Raw genomic sequence first — 2,872 nt, 5'->3', positions numbered from 1 at the left:
CCTTTGATATTGTGAGCCACCAGCTGAAAGGATAAGCCCACTTTCTCTTCTTCAGGAAAGAGGACCAACGCTGCGATAGTAGAAAGGCGGTGATGGCGATCCCAACTATACTGCTGGGGCGTTTTTCCCTTGGGCGCCCAGGCCGCCGCACCACCGGCTGCAACATAAAGCCGCTTTCGTCGGAAATGACGATGACTTTGTTTTCAGCCTGGGCTTTTTTATTGCTTCTCAAGTCATTTTGCGCCACCGTCGGATGGCTTCTTCGTCCCGTTCCCGTGCCCGCCGTTCCGGTTTCTGGTAACTGAAGCCCATGGCGCGTAAGATGCGCCACACATGCGCAGGATGGTACTGGATGCCAAACTCCCGTTCGATCACCTGGGCCACCCGTTTCAGGGTCCATAACTCGGTCGGAAACCCCACCGCTCGTGGGCCTTGGAGCAGCAGTTCGCTCAAGCGCTGTTGTTGCTCCTCACTGAGCCGCCGCTTCCGTTTAGGCCGGGGCCGGGCCTGGAGGGCCTCTTCTCCTTCTTCCTCCAGGCGCCGTTTCCATTCCCACACGGCCGAAGGCGAAGCCCCTACCAGGCGGGCCGTCTCTTTATCCCTTTCCCCTCTTTCAACAAGCGGGCAGCCCCCAGTCGACGCATATCTAAGGCTTCAGCGCTTCCTTTGGGTCTCATGGCTCTCTACTCCCTTGGGGCTTGTGACTCTATTTTATTTTTGTTTGTTTTTACATGCAAAACATTAAAAAAGCCCTGGTGGCAGGGGCTGGCCTGGCTTCGTCTCTCGCCGCGGGCTCGGGTCTGGGTGCTGATCGGTGCCTGGTTGGTGTTGGATGGGTTGGCCTGGGTGCAGATGGTGCGCACGTTTCAACAGTGTTGCTGGTAGAATGAAAGGGGCTTTGGATGACCAAAGCCTGTTCGAAAACCTTGGATCTCACCCAGGAGGAGGTTGGATATGGCTCCCTTGTCGGGTAAACGCATTGGCGTTTTGGTGGAAGAGGGTTTCGAAGATCTGGAATTCTGGGTGCCTGTGATGCGCCTGCGGGAGGAAGGTGCCGAGGTCGTCATCATCGGCAGCGGTCGGGCCGAGGTATTTCGCGGCAAGCATTGTCTGGAAGCCCGCCCTGATGTGGCGGCGGAGCAGGTCAGACCCGAGGATCTGGACGGTTTGGTCGTGCCGGGAGGCTGGGCGCCGGACAAACTGCGGCGCGTGCCTGCGGTGTTGGACCGGGTGCGGACGCTGGATGCTCAGGGGAAGGTGATCGCCTCCATCTGCCATGGCGGGTGGGTGCTCATCTCGGCGGGTATTGTGGCCGGCAAACGGGCCACGGGCTCCCGGGGCATCCGGGACGATTTGCTCAACGCCGGAGCCATCTGGGTGGATGAGCCGGCCTTTCGGGACGGCAATCTGGTGTGGGGGCGGGTGGTGAAGGACATCCCGGCTTTCTGCCGCGAATTGGTAGTGGCCCTGGCCGAAGGATAAGAAAGGCGTGGGCGGGGCAAGCCCCTTTTGGTCAGCCAGGCGCGGCCATGGCCCGTTGGAGGGCTTGGAGAATCGCTTGTACGGCTTCCGCTTGAGCCGCAGGCGAGGCCAGCCGCTTCCACAGGGCATGGCCGCGCCGTTGGGTTTCTTCAGGCTGGGTGAGGGCCTGGAACAGGGCGGCGGTCAGGGCTGCGGCGTCAGCCGGGGGAACTAGCCAGCCTGAAACGCCGTCTTCCACCTGCTCGGGAAGCGCGCCCATGGTGGTGGCGACCACGGGGAGCCCAAAGGAGGCGGCCAGCACGGCCACGCCCGATTGTGTGGCGCTGGTGTAAGGCAGGACGACCACGCTGGCGCCTCGGAAAACCGAGGGGATCTCTTCCTCCGGAACCCAGGTTTGGCGTACCTGCACGCGAGGATCGTCCTGATAGCGCTGCAGCCAGGCACTGTAAGGGTTCAGGTCGCCAGAGCCGATGAGGTGTAGGTGGGCTTCGGGCAGGCGTTGCCAGAGGCGCTCCATGGCGTCTAGCAGATAGGCCACCCCTTTGTAACGGGTGATGCGGCCGAAGAAAAGCACCGTGGGGGGCGCGAAGGAGGGCCCAGGGAGCCTGGCTTCGGGAAAGGCCAGCAACCGCTCCAGGGGGGCGATCTCGATGCGCTCCGCCGGGATGCCTCGTTGCGCCAGTGCCTGAGCCATGGCGTTGCTGAGGGTTACGCAGCGCGTGGCGCGGCGCAGGCTGAGGTGTTCCAGGCGGGCGGCGAGGCGGTCGTAAAACATAGGGTGAGGGTGGGGGTCATGGACCACGGTGACCGAAGGCAGATGAGCAAAGCGGCGTTGTAGCCATAGGTTCCAGGGGTGGAACATGGGGAAGAGCAGCACATCCGGCTGGAAAGCCACTACGCCCTCGGCGATGCGTCGCAGCGCCTGCCCTTGAAGGGTGGTCAACAGCATTTCGCTCAGGTGGCGGTAGGTGGGGAGGGCGAGCGTTGAAAAGGGAGCCTTGGCCCAGAGGGATGCCGCTTCGCTGAAAGAAGAGGTCACGGCGAGCAAGGGAACCCCTTGCTTGTGGAGGGTTTGAGCCATGGTGAAAGACAAGGGGTTTCCCATTCCTCGTCGGCCCAGGTAGATGAGGGCCACGCGTAGACCTTGGGACATGCTCTTCCTCCTTGGTCCGGTCGAGAAAGAAACAGCGGGCACGGGGCCCGCTGCATATAGGAAAGAGGACCAGTTTAAGGGGTGGGGTGCAGTTGTTCCTGAAGCCATTGCACAAAACGGTTGCGTAGTTTGCGCCGCGCGTGCTGGTAGGCAGTATCCAGGGTGCATAGCTCGTCTCCATGGCATAGCATCACGCGATGGCCATGGATGGTGGTGTGCTTGACTTCGGGCAGCGGT

The 2,872-nt window shown here is 61.8% G+C and carries 4 protein-coding genes; 1 reads left to right on the top strand and 3 read right to left on the bottom strand.

What is annotated here, in order from left to right; genetic code table 11:
* Positions 1-228 precede the first annotated feature (228 nt).
* Entirely contained in the window at positions 229-582 is a 354-nt protein-coding gene (locus G4O04_07290) for an IS630 family transposase (protein ID HEY58320.1), read from the bottom strand.
* Positions 583-954: 372 nt separating this feature from the next.
* Between G4O04_07290 and G4O04_07285 the strand changes: the two genes are divergently transcribed.
* Complete coding sequence (locus G4O04_07285; GenBank protein HEY58319.1) at positions 955-1,482, top strand: type 1 glutamine amidotransferase; 528 nt, start codon at positions 955-957, stop codon at positions 1,480-1,482.
* A gap of 31 nt (positions 1,483-1,513) precedes the next feature.
* On the opposite strand, the gene G4O04_07280 is transcribed toward G4O04_07285, so the two are convergent.
* Together G4O04_07280 and G4O04_07275 are read right to left on the bottom strand one after the other, a co-directional pair.
* Positions 1,514-2,635, bottom strand: a complete 1,122-nt coding sequence (locus G4O04_07280; protein ID HEY58318.1) for a glycosyltransferase family 4 protein — start codon at positions 2,633-2,635, stop codon at positions 1,514-1,516.
* Positions 2,636-2,709: 74 nt separating this feature from the next.
* On the bottom strand, positions 2,710-2,872 hold a 163-nt coding region (locus G4O04_07275; protein HEY58317.1), incomplete at its 5' end, for a UDP-2,3-diacylglucosamine hydrolase.

Source organism: Anaerolineae bacterium (assembly GCA_011176535.1).
Lineage (GTDB): Bacteria > Chloroflexota > Anaerolineae > Anaerolineales > DRMV01 > DUEP01.
This window is presented reverse-complemented; position numbering and strand designations above follow the sequence as displayed.